Origin of the sequence: Luteibacter mycovicinus (assembly GCF_000745235.1) — a bacterium.
GTDB lineage: Bacteria > Pseudomonadota > Gammaproteobacteria > Xanthomonadales > Rhodanobacteraceae > Luteibacter > Luteibacter mycovicinus.
Map to the genome: position 1 here is coordinate 429,911 of NZ_JQNL01000001.1, position 20,741 is coordinate 450,651.

Annotated in this window: 17 protein-coding genes; 5 read left to right on the forward strand and 12 right to left on the reverse strand. The window is 65.7% G+C overall.

Translation table 11 applies throughout. The features are described from left to right. Positions 1-5: 5 nt before the first annotated feature. The 4 genes from sodC to FA85_RS01930 form a co-directional block, all read right to left on the reverse strand. Positions 6-533 carry a superoxide dismutase family protein gene (gene sodC, locus FA85_RS01915; protein ID WP_036112562.1) on the reverse strand — a complete coding sequence of 176 codons (528 nt, stop codon included), beginning with the start codon at positions 531-533 and terminating at the stop codon, positions 6-8. 114 nt (positions 534-647) lie between these two features. Beyond that, a complete protein-coding gene (locus FA85_RS01920; RefSeq protein ID WP_036112560.1) occupies positions 648-1,349 on the reverse strand; it encodes a pseudouridine synthase in 702 nt (233 codons plus the stop codon). Beyond that, positions 1,346-2,410: a class I SAM-dependent methyltransferase gene (locus FA85_RS01925; RefSeq protein ID WP_156108714.1), complete on the reverse strand. Its 1,065-nt coding sequence runs from the start codon at positions 2,408-2,410 to the stop codon at positions 1,346-1,348. The genes FA85_RS01920 and FA85_RS01925 overlap by 4 nt, the downstream gene beginning before the upstream one ends. A gap of 51 nt (positions 2,411-2,461) precedes the next feature. Then, positions 2,462-4,015, reverse strand: a complete 1,554-nt coding sequence (locus FA85_RS01930; RefSeq protein ID WP_036112557.1) for a protein adenylyltransferase SelO — start codon at positions 4,013-4,015, stop codon at positions 2,462-2,464. A gap of 151 nt (positions 4,016-4,166) precedes the next feature. Here FA85_RS01930 and FA85_RS01935 point away from each other — a divergent pair, with 151 nt between their 5' ends. Continuing rightward, positions 4,167-4,826 (forward strand): hypothetical protein, encoded by a 660-nt coding sequence (locus tag FA85_RS01935; RefSeq protein ID WP_036112555.1) that lies wholly within the window; start codon positions 4,167-4,169, stop codon positions 4,824-4,826. Here the strand turns inward: FA85_RS01935 and FA85_RS01940 are convergent. From FA85_RS01940 to gndA, 4 genes are all read right to left on the reverse strand, one after another. Continuing rightward, the gene (locus tag FA85_RS01940; RefSeq protein ID WP_051943522.1) at positions 4,784-6,460 is read right to left on the reverse strand and encodes a putative bifunctional diguanylate cyclase/phosphodiesterase; all 1,677 of its coding nucleotides are present in this window, start codon (positions 6,458-6,460) and stop codon (positions 4,784-4,786) included. The two genes, FA85_RS01935 and FA85_RS01940, sit on opposite strands and share 43 nt — an antisense overlap. A gap of 81 nt (positions 6,461-6,541) precedes the next feature. Beyond that, entirely contained in the window at positions 6,542-8,812 is a 2,271-nt protein-coding gene (gspD, locus tag FA85_RS01945) for a type II secretion system secretin GspD (RefSeq protein ID WP_036112552.1), read from the reverse strand. A 70-nt stretch (positions 8,813-8,882) separates the two neighbouring features. After that, positions 8,883-11,228 carry a type II secretion system secretin GspD gene (gene gspD / locus FA85_RS01950; RefSeq protein WP_051943520.1) on the reverse strand — a complete coding sequence of 782 codons (2,346 nt, stop codon included), beginning with the start codon at positions 11,226-11,228 and terminating at the stop codon, positions 8,883-8,885. Positions 11,229-11,424: 196 nt separating this feature from the next. Continuing rightward, positions 11,425-12,840: an NADP-dependent phosphogluconate dehydrogenase gene (gndA, locus tag FA85_RS01955; RefSeq protein ID WP_036112549.1), complete on the reverse strand. Its 1,416-nt coding sequence runs from the start codon at positions 12,838-12,840 to the stop codon at positions 11,425-11,427. A gap of 216 nt (positions 12,841-13,056) precedes the next feature. Between gndA and FA85_RS01960 the strand changes: the two genes are divergently transcribed. The 4 genes from FA85_RS01960 to ykgO all read left to right on the forward strand — a co-directional run bounded on the left by FA85_RS01960 (position 13,057) and on the right by ykgO (position 15,864). Further along, positions 13,057-13,776: a CoA transferase subunit A gene (locus FA85_RS01960; protein WP_036112547.1), complete on the forward strand. Its 720-nt coding sequence runs from the start codon at positions 13,057-13,059 to the stop codon at positions 13,774-13,776. A gap of 10 nt (positions 13,777-13,786) precedes the next feature. Then, the gene (locus tag FA85_RS01965; RefSeq protein WP_036112544.1) at positions 13,787-14,425 is read left to right on the forward strand and encodes a CoA transferase subunit B; all 639 of its coding nucleotides are present in this window, start codon (positions 13,787-13,789) and stop codon (positions 14,423-14,425) included. A gap of 310 nt (positions 14,426-14,735) precedes the next feature. Then, positions 14,736-15,650 carry a LysR substrate-binding domain-containing protein gene (locus FA85_RS01970; protein WP_036112541.1) on the forward strand — a complete coding sequence of 305 codons (915 nt, stop codon included), beginning with the start codon at positions 14,736-14,738 and terminating at the stop codon, positions 15,648-15,650. 88 nt (positions 15,651-15,738) lie between these two features. Beyond that, positions 15,739-15,864: a type B 50S ribosomal protein L36 gene (gene ykgO / locus FA85_RS01975; RefSeq protein WP_029213509.1), complete on the forward strand. Its 126-nt coding sequence runs from the start codon at positions 15,739-15,741 to the stop codon at positions 15,862-15,864. Between the two features lie 89 nt (positions 15,865-15,953). Here ykgO and FA85_RS01980 read toward each other — a convergent pair whose 3' ends face one another. The 4 genes from FA85_RS01980 to FA85_RS01995 all read right to left on the reverse strand — a co-directional run bounded on the left by FA85_RS01980 (position 15,954) and on the right by FA85_RS01995 (position 20,726). Beyond that, positions 15,954-17,762 carry a tetratricopeptide repeat-containing diguanylate cyclase gene (locus FA85_RS01980; protein ID WP_051943518.1) on the reverse strand — a complete coding sequence of 603 codons (1,809 nt, stop codon included), beginning with the start codon at positions 17,760-17,762 and terminating at the stop codon, positions 15,954-15,956. Positions 17,763-17,766: 4 nt separating this feature from the next. Next, positions 17,767-18,072, reverse strand: a complete 306-nt coding sequence (locus tag FA85_RS01985) for a hypothetical protein (RefSeq protein WP_036112537.1) — start codon at positions 18,070-18,072, stop codon at positions 17,767-17,769. 123 nt (positions 18,073-18,195) lie between these two features. Next, a complete protein-coding gene (locus FA85_RS01990) occupies positions 18,196-19,038 on the reverse strand; it encodes an SAM-dependent methyltransferase (RefSeq protein ID WP_197056469.1) in 843 nt (280 codons plus the stop codon). A gap of 32 nt (positions 19,039-19,070) precedes the next feature. Further along, positions 19,071-20,726 carry an OFA family MFS transporter gene (locus tag FA85_RS01995; RefSeq protein ID WP_081907435.1) on the reverse strand — a complete coding sequence of 552 codons (1,656 nt, stop codon included), beginning with the start codon at positions 20,724-20,726 and terminating at the stop codon, positions 19,071-19,073. Positions 20,727-20,741 lie beyond the last annotated feature (15 nt).

The following is a 20,741-nucleotide window of genomic DNA, read 5'->3' on the forward strand; positions in this document are numbered from 1 at the left end:
CGCCCTTACTTGATGACGCCGCACGCGATGCGCGCACCACCGCCGCCCAGCGGTTCCGGCTGGTCGGCGTAGTTGTCGCCACCGGCGTGGATCATCAGCGCATGGCCCTTCAGCGTCGCCAGCGTCTTGAGGTGCGGCGCGGTTACCGGCGTGGTGTCGGTACCATCGGCGGCAATCTCGATGCGCGGCAGGTCGCCCTCATGGCCCATGGCATCCGGACCTTCGTGCTTGCCGGTCTTCGCCGGGTCGAAGTGACCACCTGCAGCGAGCGCGGCGCCCTTCTTGCCGTCCTTCTCGCCCGGGTCGCAGCTGGCCTTCTCGTGCAGATGGAAGCCATGCGTGCCCGGCGGCAGGCCCTTGAGGTCCGGCGTGAACACGAGACCGCCGGCGCTTTCGGTCACGGTCACCTTGCCGACGGACGCGCCCGCGCCATCGGCGGTCACGGCGGTCAGCGGTACCACCACACTCTTCTCGGCAGCCTGAGCGGCGGCACATACGAACAGGCCAGCGGCCACGATTGCGATCTTTCTCATCATGCACTCCTGTGGAATCGAGGTAACCCCGGGATACTGCACCCGGCGTAGACGGCACGTCCATAACCCACAGGCGACAGGCTTCCCGCTGCGGACGCCGCGAAGCAGCTGCCCCTACCTGCCAAACATCCGTGCCTTATCCGCCTCATCCAGCGCACGCCACTCACCGGAAGGCAGCCCGTCCAGCGACAGTCCACCCAGCGTCGTACGCTCGAGCGTCACCACGTGATTGCCCACCGCCGCGAACATCCGCCGCACCTGGTGATAACGGCCTTCCGTCAGCGTCAGACGCACATGACGCGGCCCCAGCACCTCCAGCGTCGCCGGAAGCAGCGGTTCGGTTTCGCCGTCCAGCATCAACGTGCCGGCGGCGAACGTATCACCCTCGTCGCCACGCAGATCCTCGGCCAGCGTCGCTTCGTACACCTTGGCCAGCGAGGCCTTCGGCGAAATGATCCGGTGCAGCAGCGGACCGTCATCGGTGAACAGCAGCAGGCCCGACGTCTCCCGATCGAGGCGGCCGACCGTCGACAGTACCGGATTGCGCAACGCGAAGCGGGGTGGCAGCAGGTCGTAGACCAGGCGGCCGACGTCCTTGCGCGAGCAGGTGTAGCCGCTGGGTTTGTTGAGCATCAACAGCAGGCCCTGCGGCGGGTCCAGCGGTTCGCCGTCGAAGCGCACGTCGGCGTGTTCGACCTTGTCGTCGGCGTAGAGCACCTCGCCCGCGGGATCGGTGACCAGACCTTCGCGGAACATGGATGCGACTTGCTTGCGGCTGCCATAGCCTAGATTCGCCAACAGGCGGACGAGCTTCATCGACGGGGCTCCTGTGCTTCGATGACCTTGAAGCCGTCGCGTTCGACGACCGTGCGGACGCGGGCGAATGCCGCGTCGAGTGCCGCCTCGTAAGCGAGGTGGCGATTGGCGACCATCCAGAACCGGCCGGTCGGCGCCAGCGCGCTGGCGGCGGTGGCGATGAAGGCGCGGCCGAGTTCCGGCTGGTCCGCGCGTCCCTGATGGAACGGCGGGTTGGAAAGAATGGTGTCGTACCCGGTATCGATGCCGTGGGTCACATCGGCCCACCGCACCGACGTGGCGATGCGGCGATTCGCGTGGGCGACCGCTTCGGCGAGGTTGGCCGTGGCGGGGGCGATGGCGCGACCTTCCGCTTCGTAGAGATCGGCGGCGACGATGCCCGGGCAACGCGCGATCGCCGCGCAGGCGAGATAGCCGAAGCCCGCACCAAGGTCGGCCAGGCGACCATGCAGGTCATCCGGCAGCACCTCGGCGAGCAGCGCGGACGCCGTGTCGATCCGATCCCAGGCGAACAGACCGCGGCGGCTCATGAAGCGACCTTCTTCGATCGTTTGTGGCGCATCGAAGGCGAGCCATTGCTCCATCAACGCGATGTCGGGCTCGACGCCCGCGCGCGTCCAGAACACCCGGCATTTGTGCTTGGACAGCTGACGGACACCGCCGACCAACGCGGCGAGATCGGCCTCGGCCGTTCTGGCGCCTTCGCTGTTCGGCACACTGGCCACGACGATGCCGTCGCGTCCCACGCGACACATGGCCTGTGCGAACAGGGCCCGGCTCTCTTCGCGCTGACGGGTCGGCAGGATCATCACGACACGGAACGCGCCCTCCGGCGGGTCGGAGACGACCTCGAAGCCGGAGCGCGCCAGCGCATCGGCCGCAGGCTTGAATGATTGCTGCATCACCCAGCCGGGACGGCGCCGCTCGCGGAGGACGAAGCCGTCGCGCGCACGCAGGAACAGCACGCGCCCATCGGCCGGCCACGCCAGTTCACCCGTGATGAACGGGACGAACAGGGCGTCGAGTGCGGCTTCGGATGCGGTTCCGGCGGACAACGCCATGGACCTCAATGCGACGGGATGGCCGCCGATTCTAGCGCGAGCGGGCCCCGCTCAGCTGCTGCAAGAGAGCATCGAGCAGCCCACGCGGTCGCGTGCCCAGTCCGGACGGCGGCCGGCGAGGTGGTCGCGACCGGGCTGTTCGTCGTAGGGGCGACGCAGTGTGTCGAGCAATTCGTGGACACCGGCGTAGTCGCCCTGCTCCGCCCGGTCGATGGCCTGCTGGGCGAGATAATTGCGCAGCACGTAGCGCGGATTGCTCGCGTGCATCAACGCCAGGCGCTCACCCGGCGTGCCTTCGTCGTTCTTCACCCGCTCCGCATAGCGGGTCAGCCAGGTCGCCAGCGCGTCGCTGACCGCCGCGCGGCCCGCCTCGGTATAGAACGCGGCACCGACCGTGCCGACGGCCGGTTCGTCGAGGTCGAGCGCCGCGAGGTCGCGGAAGAAGATCGTCATGTCCAGTTCGCCCGCCGTCAGCAGGCCACGCAGGTCGGCGACCAGCGCGTCGTCGCCTTCGTGGGTACCGATGAGGCCGAGCTTGGCGGCCGAGAACGCGGCGTCGGTGGCCTCGAAGACCTCCACGTAGCGGTCCAGCCCGGCCTGAAGGGCCCCGGTCCCCTCGAACAGCGGCGCCAGGGCCTGGGCCAGACGCTGCAGGTTCCAGTACGCGACCCGCGGCTGGTGGCCGAAGCGGTAGCGGCGGTTGGCGCGGTCGGTGGTGTTCGGTGTCCAGTCGGGGTCGAAGTTGTCCACCCATCCGTAAGGACCGTAGTCGATCGTCAGGCCCAGAATCGACAGGTTGTCGGTGTTCATCACGCCATGGACGAAGCCCACGCGCATCCAGTGAGCCATGAGCTTCGCCGTGCGCTCGCAGACCTCGCCGAAGAAGGCGCCGTAGCGCCCGGCGTCGGGCAACCCGGCGAACGCGGGGAAATGCGTGCGGATGGTGAAGTCGACCAGCTGGCGCAGCAGCGCCACGTCGTTGCGCGAGGTCGGCAGCTCGTACGAGCCAAAGCGCAGGAAGGACGGAGCCACGCGGCAGACGATGGCGCCCGGCTCGAGCGCGGGATGGCCGTCGTACATGACGTCCCGGAGCACCTCGTCACCGGTCGCCACCAGCGACAGCGCCCGGGTGGTCGGCACGCCCAGGTGGTGCATGGCCTCGCTGCAGAGGAACTCACGGATGGACGAGCGAAGCACGGCACGACCATCCGCGCCACGCGAATACGGTGTACGACCCGCGCCCTTCAGCTGCAGCTCCTGGCGGCCGTCGTGGGCCGTCAGGACCTCGCCCAGCCCGATCGCGCGTCCATCGCCCAGCTGGCCCGCCCAGTGACCGAACTGATGGCCGCCATAGGCCATCGCATAGCCCTGCATGCCCGGGAGTAACGCGTTGCCGCCGAACACCTCGGCGAAGTCCGCGGCGTCCGGATCGATACCCAGCATCGCGGCCACCTCGTCCGACACGGCGACCACGCGCGGGGCCGCCACCGGTGTGGGCGCCACCCATGAATAGGCGGCGCCCTCCACCTGCCGGGGAGCGTTCAGCGACGAGGGGTCGGCCGGCAACTCACGGACGAAGGCGTTGTCGAAGCGGAGGTCTGTCATCGGCGGTGAGGGGTCATGCGTTTGGGGATCTCTGAAATATCCGGCCGGACCGGCGCGAAACAAGGCGCCCATCGGTGTTCCGCCATCGGTCGCCACAATAACTTGCCGACTCGTGCAAACTAGCGCCCCCGACCACCCCGCCCTGGATGTCATGCGTCCGATCCGCACCCTGGCCAGCCTGCTCAGCGTCACCCTGGCCACCGCCGCGGGTGCCGAGCCCGTGGCCGTGCCGCGAAGTGACAAGACACTCGTCGAGATCGTCAACGCGACCATGGGCACCCTGCCGAACGCCGTCGACGCCCTGTCGCGCAAATTGCCCGGCGGCCTGCACGCCACCGCCGATGCGCCGCCGCAGATCGTCCGCAGCCAGCCCTTCGTGACCCGCGACGGTTACCGCGTCAGCGCCTTCGAGGCACGTGGTTTCAACGAGGGCGGCGACGTGCCGATGGTCCGCTTCACGTCGATCCAGCTCGAGCAGCGTCCCTGCTTCGCCCATGCCGAGGTGGCCGGAAGTTTTCATGCCACGGCGTCGGAAACGAACCTGCCGACGGCGCCATCGATGCTTCCCAACCGGTACACCGTGCTGCAGATGCCCTGGGGACGGCTGTCCTTCGGGACATCGCAGGAAAGCGGCGGCTGCGTCATCGCCATCGTCGGCGACGCGACGGGCGGCGCCATGGGTACGCGCATGCCGCTGCCGCTGCCGCAGCCGACGAGCATGCCCGGCATGCCCGACCTGCGGCGCACGTGGCCGATGCCGGCCGACGCCTACCCTCCCGATACGGCGGTGCCGGTCGAAGGCAGCAACTGAGCCACGCGTTCGATGCGATCTTCGGGCACGCCCGGGGAAAACAGATAACCCTGCAGCTCGTCGCACCCCGCCTCGCAGAGGAAGGCCCGCTGCTGTTCGGTTTCCACGCCCTCGGCGACCACGGATAACCCGAGCGCCGCGCCGAGGTTGGACACCGCACGCACGATGGCGGCCGAGTCTTCCGCCGTCGGCGCCATCTGCACGAACGAGCGGTCGATCTTGACCTTGTCGACGTCGAGGTCCTTCAGCAGCGTCAGGCTGGAATAGCCGGTGCCGAAGTCGTCCAGCGAGACACGCACGCCGACCTGGCGCAGTTGCTTGAGAAGGCGCACCGCCATGCCATCCGCATTGACGATGGCCGTCTCCGTGATTTCGAGCTCGAGACGGCTCGGTGGCAGACCGGTCCTCTTCAGCACACCCAGCACCATGTCGGCAAAACCGTCGTCGCGCAACTGCACGGCGCTGACGTTTACCGCGACGAAGAGGTCGTCCACCCCCACTACGCGCGCGCACGCCGTACGCAGCACCCACTCGCCCAGCCGGTCGATCAACCCGGTTTCCTCGGCTACGGGAATGAACTGCACCGGCGGTATCACACCCAGACGCGGATGCCGCCAGCGCGCCAGTGCTTCCAGACCGATGATCTTGCCGTCGCTCGCACGCACGATCGGCTGGTAGTGGCAGCTGAGGCCTTCGCCCGTGACCAGCGCGTCGTCGAGCAACCGCTCCACGTCGCGGCGATGGGCCAGTGCCGCATCGAGCTCATCGTTGTAAAGCACATACCGGTTGCGCCGCTTCTTCGCTTCGTACAGCGCACTGTCCGCCTTGCGCGCCAGTTCGCCGCCGGCGACGGCGCTCGCGTCGGCGGTGATGACACCCACCGAGGTACCGACGAACGCCGTGGTCGACAGCACGCCAAAGGGCCTGGCCGCCAGTTTGACGAAGCTTGCGGCCATCGTCTCCGCATCGAAGTCGTCCCGTTCCTCCACGAGCACGGCAAACTCATCGCCGCCGATACGTGCGACCGTATCGGCCGCATCGACCACCTCACGCAGACGCTTGCCGAACTGGATCAGCAGCTCGTCGCCGGCGAGGTGGCCCCAGGTGTCGTTGACCTTCTTGAACCCGTCGAGGTCGAGGTAGAACAACACCGAACGCGCGCCACCCGAAGCCGCTTTCGCGATGGCGGATTCGATGCGGCTGAACAGCGCCGTGCGATTGGACAAACCGGTCAGCGCGTCGTGGCAGGCCAGCCAGCGCACATAGGCTTCGGATTCACGCAGATCGCTGATGTCGGTCACCGAGGCGAGGACATGCGGCTCACCGTCCAGATCGATGCAGGTCTTGCGGGTGATCAGCGTGCGCACTCTCCCGTGCGGGTCGGTCACCGATTCTTCCGACTCGACCACCTCGTGGCTGCGCAGTACCGACTCGTCCCCCGCGGCCATGCGCGCCGCCTGCTCCGGCGGAAACAGTTCATCGTCGGTCCGGCCGATGACATCATCGACGCTCAGACCGAAATAGGTGCAACCCATGCGGTTGACCAGTACCCAGCGATGTTCGGCATCGCGCACGAACATCGCCGTGGGCATCAATTCAAGCACGGTCGACCAGCCCGCCAGATCGTATTGCACCGATTCCCCTCCCGATGAGCACGTGGACGAAAAATGAGACGCCGTCCGTGATGCCGGTGTGTCGGGAACCTCAGGACGCCTTCAGGGGCGCTTCGTCAGCGGCCGCAGCGATTCGAACTTGCGCTGGTACTCGTCCGTGACCTGTTTGGCCTCGTCACCGTTGGTGATGACGCGCGGCGTGATCAGCACGATCAGCTCGGTACGGTCGCGGCTGCGGGTCGTTGAGCCGAACAATCGGCCGAAAACGGGTATTCGGTTGAGTCCGGGGATGCCGGTATCGGTGGTCGCATCGTTCTGCTTGATGAGGCCACCGAGCAAGACCGTCTGGCCGCTCTGCACGGCGACCTGGGTGGCGACCTCGCGTTGCTGGATGGGGAAGTTGCCCGTCGTGGTGTCGACCACGCCTGGCGAACTCACGACCTGGTTCACGTTGAGGTAGACCAGGCCACCGGGATTGACGCGCGGTCGCACATTGAGGATCACGCCGGTGTCCTTGTACTCGACCTGGCCGATCGTGTTATCCGTATTGGCCGTGGTGTTGACGTAGGTCTGCGTGATCGGAATCTGGTCGCCGACCTCGATGTGCGCCTTCTGGTTGTTCAGCACCACCAGCGACGGCGCGGACAGAACCTTGGTATTGCCGTTCTGCTCCATCGCATGCAGCGCGACGGAAACGTTGTTGTTGACGAACGAGTAGAAGAAGCTGTCATTGGTCGAGTTGTATGACGCTCCGCCGTTGCCCAGTGCCCACTGCTGCTTGTTGCCAGGCTGCGTGGGCGACCCGTTGGTGGTACCGACCAGACCCTCCAGATACCACTGCACGCCGAACTGGAACTCGCCCTTGAGTTCGACCTCGAGAATGCGGGTTTCGATCTGCACTTGCAGCGGCACGGCGTCGAGACGCTTGATCGCCTGCTCGATCTCGGCCCATTGCGCGGGACGGCAGCGCACCATGATCTGGTTGTTGGCGTCGACCGAGGTGATGCGCACGCCGTCGTCGGTGGTGGTCGCGGAATGGCTCTTTCCCGCCCCGCCGTCCGGCGATGACGAGCCGGAGTCGCCGAGGCCGCTCACGGACATCCCGCTGCCGCCGCTACCGCCAGGGCCGTTCGTACCCGATGTACCCGGGCCGATACCGCTCGTGCCCGTCGACGATGAGCCGCCGTTACCGAACGAACCCGTCGTGCTGCCGAGAGCCGAGCCACCGCGATTGCCCAGATCGCTGTCGCCGCCGCCGAGCGTGCCCGGGGAAAGGCCCGGCCCGACCCTGCCACCGCGGTCGCCGGAGCCACCGCCCTTCGCACCGCCGCCGTAGATGTCCGAAAGATAGTCCGCCATGTCGGAGGCTTGCACGTTGCGCACGTCGTACACGTAGAGCTGCGGTTCGTTGCCGCCGCCGTGATCGATGCGATCGATCCAGCTGCGCACTTCGTCGAGGTATGCGGGCTGCGGACTGATCACCACCAGCGAATTGGTGCGCTCGATAGGGATGAAGCGAAGCAGGCCCGCCATGGGCGTGTTGCCTTTCTCGCCGAAGATCGCATCGAGCTGCGGCTGCAGCTCCTTCACCTGCGCACGCTGCAGACTGAACACGCCCACCGACATGCCACGCAGCCAGTCGACGTCGAACGTCGCCACGGTGCGCTGATAGTTGTCGAGCTCGGTGGGCGTGCCCGCCATCACGATGACGTTGCGGGTGGGATCGGCCAGCAGCGTGGCATCGGGCCGTGCGAACGGTTTGATCAGCTTCTGCATCTCCGTCGCGGAGATGAAGTGCAGCGGGAACAGACGCGCCTGCAATCCGCCGGGCGGTGCGTTGGCGCCGATGCTCGGCACGAGATTCCCGGCGACGGCATCCTTCGCCGGCATCACGACGTAACGGCCGTTACTGTGCACCAGCGCGTTACCGGTCCACGACAGCAGCGTCTCGAGGATCGGCAGCGCCTGTTCGGCGGTAACCGGCTGCGAGGTCGAGAAGGACACGTTGCCCTGCACGCCAGGGGTGATCGAATAGTTCTCGTGCAGCAGATCGCCGAGGATGGCTTTCACCACGGACTCGACCGGCTGATTCTCGAAATTGAACGTGACCGTGCCGGTGCCCTGGTCGACCGGCTTCGGTGTCGCAAGTCCTGACGATTTGACGAATTCGCCGGTGCCGGTGGTGATCTGGGGCTGCGAGATCGCCGGTGTCGTCGGGTTGGTCGAGGCAAGGATGCGTGGACCCGGCACCGGGAGCTCGGTGCCTGCCAGAGCTTCGCGTTGCAGCGCGCCGTCGTCGCGGGGCTGGGGCAGCGTGGAGCAGCCAGCGATAAGCACGGTGGCGACGATCGAGACAAGCAGATAGGTACGCATGCCTGAAGTCTCGCAGCATCGGATGACAGCGGAAAGCGGATTCGCCCCCCCCCCGGGTCCGGCACGCTCCTCAGGGATGCAACGGCACCGTCACCGTCGGCTCCCCGTTCCCCGTCCGTGTCACGCCCGCCGGCTCCGTCGTCGTAGCCGCCTTCCCGCGATAGGGCTGCAGTGACTCGAACTTCCGCTGGTACTCGTCCGTCACCTGCTTGGCCTCGTCGCCGTTGGTGATCACGCGTGGCGTAATGAGGACGATCAGCTCCGTGCGGTTACGGCTGCGGGTGGTCGAACCGAACAGCCGGCCGAACACCGGGATGCGGTTCAGCCCCGGAATACCGGTGTCGGTCAGACCTTCGTCCTGCTTGATCAGACCGCCCAGCAACACGGTCTGCCCGCTCTGCACCGCGACCTGCGTGGCCACTTCACGCTGCTGAATCGGGAAATTGCCGGTCGCGGCGTCCTTCTGACCCGGCGAGCTCACGACCTGATTGATGTTGAGATAGACGAGGCCACCGGGATTCACACGCGGCCGCACGTTCAGGATCACGCCGGTGTCCTTGTACTCCACCTGGCCGATCGTGTTATCGGTGTTTGCCGTGGTGTTGACGTAGGTCTGCGTGATGGGGATCTGGTCGCCGACCTGGATGTGCGCCTTCTGGTTGTTCAGCACCACCAGCGACGGCGCCGACAAGGTCTTCGTGTTTCCGCTCGTTTCCATAGCCTTCAAAGCCACGGAAAGATTGTTGTTGACGAAGGAGTAGAAGAAGCTCTCGCCACCGTACGTGTTGCCGCCGTTACCGAGGGCCCACTGCTGCTTGTTGCCCGGCTGGCCGACGGACCCGTTGGTGCCTCCGACAAGACCCTCGAGATACCACTGCACACCGAACTGATAGTTGCCGGTCAGCGCCACTTCGAGAATGCGGGTTTCGATCTGCACCTGCAGCGGCACGGCGTCGAGGCGCTTGATCGCCTGCTCGATCTCGGTCCATTGCGACGGACGCGCGCGCACCATCAGCTGGTTGTTCGAATCCACCGAGGTGATCCGCACGCCGTCGTCCGTGGTGATCGGTCCGTTGCGCTGGCGGCGCGACGATTCGTCATCGCCAAGGCCGTTGCCACTGGATCCCATCGAACCGCCGCCACCAAAGCTGGAACCGCTGCCCGAGCCGTACGAGTTGCCACCCAGCCCGCTCGAGCCATTGTTGAGACTCGAACCGGACGACGAGGTGTTGCCGAAGGTATCCGTGGTACTGCCGAGACCGGAGCCATTACGGTTACCGGAATCGCTGTCGCCCCCCAGCGTGCCCGACGAAAGTCCCGGGCCCACCTTGCCGCCGCGATCGCTGGACCCGCCGCCGCTGGAGCCACCGCCGTAGATGTCGGAAAGGTAATCGGCCAGATCGGACGCCTGCACGTTGCGCACGTCATAGACGTAGAGCTGCGGCTCGTTGCCACCACCGCGATCGATGCGATCGATCCAGCTGCGCACTTCGTCGAGATAAGCCGGTTGCGGGCTGATCACCACCAGCGAATTGGTCCGCTCGATGGGGATGAAACGCAGCAGACCGGCCATGGGCGTATTGCCCTTGTCGCCGAACAGCTTGTCCAGCATGGGCGTGAGGTCCTTGACCTCCGCGCGCTGGAGACTGAAGACGCCCACCGACATGCCGCGCAGCCAGTCGACATCGAAGGTCGACACGGTGCGCTGGTAGTTATCCAGTTCCGTCGGCGTACCGGCCATGACGATGACGTTGCGCGTCGGATCGGCGAGCAAGGTGGCATCGGCTCGCGCGAACGGCTTGATGAGCTTCTGCATCTCGGTCGCCGAGATGAAGTGCAGCGGAAACAGCCGCGCCTGCAGACCACCGGCCGGCGCACTCGCGCCAAGGCTGGGAACGAGGTTGCCGGCGACGGCATCCTTGGCCGGCATGACCACATAGCGTCCGTTGCTGTGGACCAGCGCGTTACTGGTCCATGACAGCAGCGTTTCGAGGATCGGCAGGGCCTGCTCGGCCGTCACCGGCTGCGAGGTCGAGAAGGACACATTGCCCTGCACGCCCGGCGTAATCGAGTAGTTCTCGTGCAGCAGATCGCCCAGGATGGCTTTCACCACGGACTCGACCGGCTGGTTCTCGAAATTGAAGGTCACCGTGCCGGCACCTTCGGCGACCGGCTTCGGCCTGGCCAGACCCACCGGCTTGACGAATTCGCCCGTGCCGGTGCTGATCTGCGGCTGGGCGACCGCTGGCGTGGCCGGATTGGTCGACGGAGCGATGCGGGGCCGCGGCGCGGGCAATTCGGTGCCGGCCAGCGCCTCGCGCTGCAACGATCCATCGTCACGCGGCTGCGGCAGCGACTGGCATCCGGCAAGTGCGACCGCCAGCGCCGTGGCGCCGATCAGGGGCTTTCTCAGCATGGAACAACGTACTCCCTCGTTGGACGCGGCGCGCAGCACCGACCCCTGGTGCTGCACTTATTCCGCCAACTCTAAAGGGAGCATCCTACAAAGCGCCAGCGTTCCCCTACAGACCCGTGACGCCGGTCCGCTCAAAAGCCTCGCTCGGGGCGCGGAAACCCCCATGGCGCGGGGGCTTCCGCCTTGAACGCGTCGTTCAGCCTTCGGCCCACTCCGCGTGAAAACTCCCTTTCTCGTCCACACGCTCGAAGGTGTGAGCACCGAAGAAGTCACGCTGAGCCTGAATGAGGTTCGCCGGAAGCGTTTCGGCCCTGTAACTGTCGTAGTAGGCCACCGCGGCCGAGAAGCCCGGCACCGGCACGCCGACACGCACCGCTTCGCCGACGACCTCGCGCAGTGCGACCTGATACTGCTGCGCGATGTCCTTGAAATACGGATCGAGCAGGAGGTTCCTCAGTGCCTTGTCGGTCTTGTACGCGTCGGTGATCTTCTGCAGGAAGCGCGCACGGATGATGCAACCGGCGCGGAAAATCTTCGCGATGGCGCCGTAGTCGAGGTTCCACTCGTTCTCGTCCGACGCGGCGCGCAGCTGGGCGAAGCCCTGCGCATACGAGATAATCTTGCTCAGGTACAGTGCACGGCGCACGGATTCGATAAACGCCTTGCGATCCCCACTGAATTTTTCCGCCTCCGGGCCCGCCAGCTGCTTGCTCGCCGCGACACGCTCCTCCTTCATCGAGGAAAGCACGCGTGCGAATACCGACTCGGTGATCAGCGTCAGCGGCACGCCGAGATCCAGCGCACTCTGACTGGTCCACTTGCCGGTGCCCTTCTGCGCGGCGCGATCCAGAATCACGTCGACCAGCCGCTTGTCGGTCTTGTCGTCTTTCCGGGTGAAGATCTTCGAGGTGATCTCGATCAGGAAACTGTCGAGCTCGCCCTCGTTCCATTCACGGTAGACATCGGCCAGTTCGTCGTTGGACAAGCCGAGCACATGCTTGAGTACCGCGTAGCTCTCGGCGATCAGCTGCATGTCGCCGTACTCGATGCCGTTGTGCACCATCTTGACGTAGTGCCCGGCACCGCCCGGGCCGATGTAGATCACGCAGGGCTCGCCGTCCGGCGCCTTGGCGGCGATCTCGGTGAGAATCGGGGACACCAGGTCATAGGCCTCACGCGGGCCGCCCGGCATGATCGACGGGCCTTTCAGCGCGCCCTCCTCGCCGCCGGAGACGCCGGTGCCGATGAAGTGCAGACCGTCCTTCGCCAGCTCTTCGCCGCGGCGCACCGTGTCCTTATAGAAGGTGTTGCCGCCGTCGATGAGAATGTCGCCCTTGTCCAGCAAGGGTCGCAGCTGCTCGATCACCGCATCGGTACCCTTGCCAGCCTGGACCATCAGCAGGATGCGTCGAGGCTTCTCCAGCGAATCGACGAACTCTTCGAGACTGTACGTCGGCACGAGCTGCTTACCCTCGCTCTCGGCCATGACGTCGTCCGTCTTCTCTTTGGATCGATTGAAGATGGACACCGCGTGGCCGCGGCTCTCAATGTTCCAGGCGAGGTTGCGGCCCATGACGGCCATACCGATCACGCCGATCTTCTGTTTGCTCACGTCGGAATACTCCAGGCTCGGGTTCACAGGAAAACTGGGGGCGCACCGTAAGCCATCAAAGCGCCCGATCCTCGCGGGTTCTTGCACGATCCGATGGTGGCGTCCGCCCCGGCACCCTTGGGAGATTGACCCCCTCGCGTACCACGGAACGTGACGACCCTCGGCTATGATGGGCGGCGAACCGGCGGCGGGCCCGACCGGATGGACTCGACACGCATGAACCAGGTGAAGTCGCCTTCCCGCGACAAACGCGTCGCCACCGCCGCCGAGGCGCTGGCCGGCCTCGTGGCCGATGGACAGATCATCGCCGTGGGTGGCTTCGGCCTCTGCGGCATTCCCGAACTGCTGATCGAGGCGCTGCGCGATTCCGGCGTCAAAGGCCTGACCGCCGTTTCCAACAACGCCGGCATCGACGGCGTGGGGCTGGGCTTGTTGCTGGAGACCCGGCAGATCCGCAAGATGGTTTCGTCCTACGTGGGCGAGAACAAGGAATTCGAGCGCCAGTATCTGGCCGGCGAGCTGGAAGTCGATTTCACCCCGCAGGGCACGCTGGCCGAGAAGCTTCGCGCCGGCGGCGCCGGCATCCCCGCGTTCTTCACCCGCACCGGCTACGGCACCCAGGTGGCCGAGGGCAAGGAGACCCGCGAGTTCGACGGCAACATGTACGTGATGGAGCGCTCGATCGTCGCCGACGTCGCGCTGGTCAAGGCGTGGAAAGCGGACCCGTCGGGCAACCTCGTCTATCGCAAGACCGCGCGCAACTTCAATCCGATGGCCGCCACGGCCGGCAAGGTCTGCATCGCCGAGGTCGAGATCATGGTCGAGGTCGGCGAACTCGACCCGGACCAGATCCACACGCCGGGCATCTACGTAGATCGCATCGTGCACAACCCCGCGCCGTCCAAGCGCATCGAACAGCGCACCGTGCGCGCCTGAGGAGAACACCATGGCCTGGACCCGCGAACAGATGGCGCAGCGCGCCGCCCTGGAACTCTCTGACGGCGACTACGTCAACCTTGGTATCGGCTTGCCGACCCTGGTCGCCAACCACCTGCCCGATGGCGTCGACGTCTGGCTGCAATCGGAAAACGGCCTGCTCGGCATCGGTCCGTTTCCGACCGAAGACGAAGTCGACGCCGACCTGATCAACGCCGGCAAGCAGACCGTCACCGCCCGGCCGGGCGCGTCGTACTTCTCCAGCGCCGACTCCTTCGCGATGATTCGCGGCGGCCACGTCGACATCTCCATTCTCGGCGCGATGCAGGTCACTGCCGAGGGCGATATCGCCAACTGGATGGTGCCCGGCAAGATGGTCAAGGGCATGGGCGGCGCGATGGACCTGGTCGCCGGCGTCAAGCGCGTCGTCGTCGTGATGGAGCACACCGCGAAGGACGGCACCCCGAAGATCCTCACCGAGTGCTCGCTGCCGCTGACCGGCAAGGGCGTGGTCGACCGGATCATCACCGACCTGGCCGTGTTCGATGTCACCCCGGACGGGCTCGCGTTGATCGAGCTGGCTCCGGGTGTGGACGAGGCGAAGATCCGGGCGACGACGGAGTGCGATTTCGTGTCGCGGGTGGGGTAGAAGAGCTTCGCGCGCAGGGCGCGCTCCTACAGGTAGGAGCGCGCCTGCGCGCGATTCTGCCCCATGTAGGAGCGCGCCCTGCGCGCGATTGCCACGTTCCGGCCGCACAAAGAAAGTCGCCCCGGAGCAAACGCCTCGATATGGGCCTCGGGGGGGGAGGTAGGCCAGATATCGGTGATTAGCGTCGCTACGGGGCGAGGGACCTACCGACCCAGGGGGAGGGGTTGGTGGTAGGCCGAGACGAAGCATAGATTTCCTAGGAAATTCTCGCCAATATATCTTTCAGCGATCACTTATATGAAATTCGACTATGTTCGATCTGCGGCAACTGCGCTACTTCGTTGAAGTGGCGGAAACCCTGAGCTTCACCCAGGCGGCGCAGCGACTGCATATCTCGCAGCCCCCGCTGTCCCAGCAGATCCAGGCCCTCGAGGCGGATCTGGGCGTGCGCCTGCTCGATCGCAACCGTCGCCGCGTGGCGCTGACCGAACCGGGTCGTCTCTTTCTCGTCGAGGCCAAGGCCATCCTCGCTCGCGCCGAGAGCGCGCGCACCGTGGTCAGCGAGGCGGCGGCGGGGTTCACCGGTCAGCTCCGGCTGGCCTACGCGGTCTCCGTATCGTTTCATCCCGCGCTTCCGGAAACCTTGCTGCGGTTCTCACATGAAGCGCCCGGCGTCAGCCTGCACCTCGGCGAGATGCTCACCGGTGCCCAGTACGACGCGATTCTCAGCGGCCAGATCGACGTCGGCCTGCTGCGCGCCCATCCCGAAGGCGTGGCGAACGCGCGCCAGCTGAATGTGGAAGTGATCGACCACGAGCCGTTGGTCATCGCCCTGCCCCTCGACCATCGTTTCGCCCGACGGAAGTCGGTGCGCATGGAGGAACTGGCGTCCGAGCGCTGGGTCGCGCCGCCACGTGCACACGCGGCCACCCTTATCGATCGCCTGAACCTGTTGGCCAACAAGGCGCGCTTCCGACCGAACGTTCGACAGGAAGCACAGCAGATCCCTTCCCTGCTGCCTCTGGTCGCTGCAGGCCTGGGCCTTGCACTGGTCCCGGCATCGCTGCGCGCGGTCCACCTGGACGGTATCGCCTTCGTTCCCGTCGACGACCCGGAGGCCCACCTCTTGCTGGCGGTGGCCTCACGCGTGGACAATACGTCCCCGGTGCTCGACAGTTTCCTGCGCACCGTCCGCCAGGCCCGCGGCAAGCTCGGCCTCGGCTGAAACCCGAATCTTTCCGAGCGCTTGCGTTAAGCAGGCCAGATGGCTACAATTCCGTTTTTCCTTGTCCTTAAAGTTTCAGGAGCTGGCCGTGAAGGTGCTTTCCTCTTTGAAGTCCGCGAAGTCGCGTCACCGTGACTGCAAAGTCGTACGCCGTCGCGGCAAAGTGTTCGTGATCTGCAAGAGCAACCCGCGTTTCAAGGCTCGTCAGCGCTGATCAGCTGCAGACGGGTTGAAAAAAGGCCGCGAAAGCGGCCTTTTTTTATGGACGTTTGCCAGGTTTGAACCGGCATCGCCGCACGCCTCCTACCCCCGCGCCTCGGTCAGATACGGCGAATCCGGAATATCCCCGGTATCTCCCATGAACACGCAATTGCGCCCCGCCCGTTTGCCCCGGTAAAGCGCAGCGTCCGCCACAACCAGCAACCGGTGCAACTCGTACCCGCATTGCAGCGTCGACCCCACACCGAAGCTGGCGGTCACCAACAGCTCCGGCCGTGAAGGCGTAGCGGCGGTAGCGGCGATCGACAGCCGCAGTTGTTCCGCGCGCGCACGCGCCTGTGCCGGACTGCAGTCGGGCAACAACACGGCGAACTCCTCGCCACCCAGACGCCCGAACACGTCGCAGGCATGCAGCGAGCGGCGGCATACGTCCACCGCTCGCTTGAGCACTTCGTCGCCCACCGCGTGGCCGTAGGTGTCGTTGACGTTCTTGAAGTGATCCAGGTCGAACAAGATCAGGCACAGGCCACGATCGGATCGCGCACCGTACGCTAGCACCCGCTCCGCCTGTTCGACGAAGTGCTCACGATTGCAGATCCCCGTAAGGCCGTCGCGGCGCGCGAGCTTCATGAAGCGCAGCTGCGAGCGGCGCAGCCAGAGCACCAGCCAGACGATCGCCAACAGAGCGAGGCCGAGGATGAAGATGTACAAGCGTCCGGTCTCGACTTCCTTGCGGTCGAGCACGCCACTGAGGCGGAGGATTTCGTTCTGCTTGTTGAGCGCGTCGACTTCCGTCTTGCGCGCCAGCAACTGCTGATCGACGATCTGGAACGCGAGGCTGCGCGCACTGATGTCATCCAGGTACGCCTTGTCCGCCGTCATGTACTGCTCATGAAACGTCAGCGCCTGCTGCGCGTGTCCCAGGCGTTGCTCGACCTGATAAAGCACCAGGTATCCCGTTCGACGAGGATCGGTGAACTCGTCACGGATCGCCCCGGCCACGGCTGAAAGCCCGAAGCGCCGTGCGTTCGACAAGTCACCCAGCGCGAGGTACGCCTGCGCAAGATGCGAATCGAACTCGCCGAGCAGCTGCGAATAATTGAGGGTGCGCAGATTGTCCCGGTGCTCGGTGAGAAGCTTCACCGCTTCTTCGGGCTGACCATGGGAAAGATAAAACGCCGCGATGTCCGCGCGCATGCTGTCGGCAAAGACATCGTCGCCCCTGGCCTCGCACTGCTCGATCGCATCGAGGAACATCGGGTCGATAGTGTCGAGCCGGTTGGCTTCACGCCGCGCGCGCAGCAGGTGCTGCGCACCTTTGCATACCGTTTCGCCGGGCGGCGGCTCGGCCATCATGTCCTTGGCGTACGCTTCGGCCTGCTCGAACTGCCCTGCAGAGCTAAGCAACTGCGAAGCCTCACCCATCGCCTGGAAGCGTGCCTTCCGGTCACGGACCGACGGCATCAGTTCCTGGAGCTCGTTGAGCCGTTTGAAGGCGTCCTCATAACGGTGACCGACACCCAGCAGATTGACGAGGGTCGACAACGCGCGAAGGCGGAGCACGGAATTCACCGACTGATCGGCGACCTTCTCCAGTTCCACCTTGGCGTTTTCGTAGTCACCCACCCACGTGGCGCGCCATCCGCGCAGGAAGTGAAACATGGCGCGCTGCTCGTCATCGAGCTTCGACTCGAAGGGCTCGACCTCGTCGAGCAACCGGGAATACCGGCCGAAATCCCGGATCTTGACCGCATCGGCCTCGTTGAGCTTGTCGGTGATCCCGGAAAGTTGGGCCGTGGTCGCGTCCTGCGCATCGTCGGCGGCACGCAACGTGCCACTGGCCATAAAAACGGCCAGCAGCACGGCGACCCAGCGACGGGTGTTCCATCTCATTGAATCAGGCCCCGGGTCCGCCCAGCGGGATCTTCGAAGGACGCGGCTTACCGTCACCCTCGTCTTCATCGCCGTCTTCGTCTTCGCCTTCTTCTTCCTCGTGATCCGGCTGGATGGGCATCAGGCTCGAAAAGTAGATGCCTTGCCCCATCACCGCGCGCAGCGCGTCGGCGTCGCGCGCACCCAGGGGTTCGCGAACGTCGTCACCGAGATCTTCTTCATTCATGGCGAGCGCCAGCGTTTCCGCCGTCGCGTGCCTCAGCGACGCGTCTCCCCCGACGCGCGCCAACCAGCCGACAACACTGCCCATGTGCGATTCCCTTGGGCGCAGAGGCCTTACCCCTGGCCGATGTCCGGCGATCCTCCCCTCGAGGCGCCTGGACCGGATGATATCCCTATGACAGCACGGGTTGTAGTAGGCCGCGTGGCCGGGTCACGCGGGGTGTGACGCAGGCGGCGCTGGCACGGGAACGGCAGCCTCGTCCGCGGCGAGCGCCTGCAGACGCGCCCGCATCCCGGGTGCGGGATCGAGCGCACGTCCCGGGGGAATGGCCAGGGTCTCCGAGGTGCTGATAGCACTTTCGGCCAGGCGCGAAAGCGGCAGGCGCCGGATCGAGGGAGATTCGATCGGCAGCGTCGGCGCCTTGTACAGGATCACCTCATGGTCCACGGCGAAATGTTCCGACAGCACGTCGACCAGCACCCGGCGATAGCCGGGCCCGGTGCCGCGCCGGGCAAGCGACAGGTCGCCGACATGTCCCACCTGCCACAGGAACAACCAGGCCGATGGATCGATCATCCGCCGGTACAACAGGAACTGCGTCGCTTCGAAGTGCTGGCAGCCGTACGTACCGGGATCGATGCCCAGATCGGCATACATACAGTCCTCCGCGGATATCCCGGGCTCCATACGTGCGTCGAAGCCCTCGCTGCGTGCGCGCTCGATCGACCGGTGCGGGGCCAGGGCGAAGACGCCCGGGTGACCGTAGAACACCCCGCACACACGCCTGCCTTGTCGCACCTCGGCGAGGATGACCTCGACCATGTCGGCATAGGTGTCGCTACGGGATCGCCCCTCGGCGTAGTACGACTGCAGGCTGCGCACATCCGCATGCATCTCGCGCAGCCACATCTCCACGAGAGGATCGGACACGCCCGCGAAGACGACATCGGCGCGATCGATCTCACTGCGTGCCAGCGGCGTGAGATGCGAGCCAAGCGTCATGCCCACACCCACGCAGACAAGACTGCCGCGCGACTCTTCCGTCCCTGTCATGGCTCGCCCCCCGGTATGCATCCAGACGCCCGTTATAGCAGGGCCGCCGCCTTCTGCAGCGCGATCCACACGCCGATCAGGAACGGGATCCCGACCGCCAGCCACGCGAGTACACCCAGGATGCCGAACGAACCGCGCGCCGCGGATGCCACGCTGGCGTCGGTGCTCTGCGTTTCGTGCTGCAACGCCCGCTCGTGCCTCAGTTCGTCCTCGGTCATGTGCAGCTTCGGATCCACCGGGCGAACCAGAAGGTTGCAGATGAGACCGACCAGCAGCAGCCCGGCCAGGATGTAGAGCGTACGGTCATAGACCAGGTTCTTCGCCACCCCCGCGCTCAGCTGCGCCTCACGGATCCCGGCGATCAGCACGGGACCGATGACCCCGGCGACCGACCAGGCGGTGAGCAGGCGCCCATGAATGGCGCCGACCATCTGCGTACCGAAGATATCCGCCAGGTAGGCGGGCACGGTGGCGAAGCCGCCGCCGTACATCGAGAGGATCAGACAGACGGTAATGACGAACAGCGCGGCCAGCCCCATGTGCCCCAGCGTCGGCAGCGTGCAGTAAAGGATGATGCCGAGAATGAAAAACACGCAGTAGGTGTTCTTGCGGCCGAGAAAATCCGACGCCGAGGCCCAGGCCAGGCGGCCGACGGAGTTGAAAAGGCTGATCAGACCGACGAGACCGGCGGCCGCGGCGGCGATCGCCGTCTTCTGCGCCGTACTCAGTTCGGTGCCGGGGTCGACCCCGAGCAGCCGACCGCCGAACACGTCCTGCAGCATGGGGCTGGCCATGGAGAGCACGCCGATACCCGCCGTCACGTTCATGCACAGCACGCCCCAGATCAGCCAGAACTGCGGCGTCTTCCACGCGCGGCTGAGGTGGACGTGGCCATGCGACATCAGGGTGGCCTTCGAGGCGACGGGCTGGTAGCCCTCAGGCTTCCAGCCACTCGGTGTGACGCGGAATCCGAACGCACCCAGGGTCATGGCCACGAAATAGATGACACCCATGCAGATCAGCGTCTTCGAGACGCCGGCGATGTCGCCGTCCTTGAACACGCTCATCAGCTTGACGGCGATCGGCGCACCGATCATCGCGCCGCCGCCGTAGCCCATGATGGCGAAACCGGTGGCCAGACCACGACGATCCGGAAACCATTTGATCAAGGTGGACACGGGCGTGATGTACCCCAGCCCCTGCCCTACGCCGCCCAGGAACCCGCAACCCAGATAGACCAGCCACAGCTGGTGCATCGACACGCCGATGCCGCCGATGACCAGACCGCCACCCCAGCAGCACGCGGCGATGAAACCCGCCTTACGCGGACCGGCGTGCTCCAGCCAGCCGCCCCAGATCGCGGCGGCGAGGCCCAGCATGGCGATGAACGTTTCGAAGATGTGGTTGACCGAGGGCACCGTCCAGTTACAGGTCGTGGTGGTCAGCTGATCGAGGAAGCCCTGGGTCGCGCACGCGCCCGCGTCGGCACCCGGCACCAGCGTGGTCATCGGCAGCCAGAAGACGGAGAAGCCGTAGGCCATGCCGATGCACAGATGGATGGCGAGCGCAGCGGGCGGAACCAGCCAGCGATTGAACCTCGGTCCCGCGATCGTGCGCTCACGCGCAAGCAAGCCACCGGTTGCCATATGTGTCCCCTGCCGTTGAAGTGGTACTGCCCCGGGTCGCATCTTAAGCGGGTTTCG

Bases quoted from the DNA above. Each gene is read 5' to 3' on its own strand.
- sodC (WP_036112562.1), bottom strand. From the start codon at position 533: ATGAGAAAGATCGCAATCGTGGCCGCTGGCCTGTTCGTATGTGCCGCC.
- FA85_RS01920 (WP_036112560.1), bottom strand. From the start codon at position 1,349: ATGAAGCTCGTCCGCCTGTTGGCGAATCTAGGCTATGGCAGCCGCAAG.
- FA85_RS01930 (WP_036112557.1), bottom strand. From the start codon at position 4,015: ATGACAGACCTCCGCTTCGACAACGCCTTCGTCCGTGAGTTGCCGGCC.
- FA85_RS01935 (WP_036112555.1), top strand. From the start codon at position 4,167: ATGCGTCCGATCCGCACCCTGGCCAGCCTGCTCAGCGTCACCCTGGCC.
- FA85_RS01980 (WP_051943518.1), bottom strand. From the start codon at position 17,762: ATGAGATGGAACACCCGTCGCTGGGTCGCCGTGCTGCTGGCCGTTTTT.
- FA85_RS01995 (WP_081907435.1), bottom strand. From the start codon at position 20,726: ATGCGACCCGGGGCAGTACCACTTCAACGGCAGGGGACACATATGGCA.
- FA85_RS01965 (WP_036112544.1), top strand. From the start codon at position 13,787: ATGGCCTGGACCCGCGAACAGATGGCGCAGCGCGCCGCCCTGGAACTC.
- FA85_RS01970 (WP_036112541.1), top strand. From the start codon at position 14,736: ATGTTCGATCTGCGGCAACTGCGCTACTTCGTTGAAGTGGCGGAAACC.
- gspD (WP_051943520.1), bottom strand. From the start codon at position 11,228: ATGCTGAGAAAGCCCCTGATCGGCGCCACGGCGCTGGCGGTCGCACTT.
- FA85_RS01925 (WP_156108714.1), bottom strand. From the start codon at position 2,410: ATGGCGTTGTCCGCCGGAACCGCATCCGAAGCCGCACTCGACGCCCTG.
- FA85_RS01990 (WP_197056469.1), bottom strand. From the start codon at position 19,038: ATGACAGGGACGGAAGAGTCGCGCGGCAGTCTTGTCTGCGTGGGTGTG.
- FA85_RS01985 (WP_036112537.1), bottom strand. From the start codon at position 18,072: ATGGGCAGTGTTGTCGGCTGGTTGGCGCGCGTCGGGGGAGACGCGTCG.
- FA85_RS01960 (WP_036112547.1), top strand. From the start codon at position 13,057: ATGAACCAGGTGAAGTCGCCTTCCCGCGACAAACGCGTCGCCACCGCC.
- gspD (WP_036112552.1), bottom strand. From the start codon at position 8,812: ATGCGTACCTATCTGCTTGTCTCGATCGTCGCCACCGTGCTTATCGCT.